Origin of the sequence: Aeromonas sp. Prich7-2 (assembly GCF_017939255.1) — a bacterium.
Lineage (GTDB): Bacteria > Pseudomonadota > Gammaproteobacteria > Enterobacterales > Aeromonadaceae > Aeromonas > Aeromonas caviae.
Genome location: NZ_JAGKRI010000349.1, coordinates 1 through 306, shown reverse-complemented (window position 1 = coordinate 306; position 306 = coordinate 1). Strand labels below are relative to the sequence as shown.

At 55.9% G+C, this 306-nt stretch carries 1 protein-coding gene; it reads right to left on the bottom strand.

Annotation, left to right across the window (positions count from 1 at the left end):
* A partial coding sequence (locus tag J9892_RS22775) for an integrase core domain-containing protein (RefSeq protein WP_210539103.1) occupies positions 1 to 306 on the bottom strand: 306 nt, incomplete at both ends.

The window sequence follows — 306 nt, the reverse complement described above, 5'->3', positions numbered from 1 at the left end:
GCGCACTTCCTTCGGTATCAATTTCAGACCCTTTTTGAACATGCTGTAGGGGGTTTGACCCTCCATCATCCTGCCCTGATGTGGCCGCTGGGTGTTGTAGTGATCCAGATAGCTGTCCAGGTCTGTCTGCATCTGCTCCACTGATTCATACCAGGTCGTCCTCCCCTTGATACGGAAGTGTTCATCCAGCAGGGTGCGATGTAGCCGCTCGATAAAGCCGTTGCTCTGCGGCCTGCGTACCTTGGTGGTCCGGTGCTCAATCCCCTCCAGTTGCAGGAACAGCTCGTAGGGATGATGGTCAGGGCG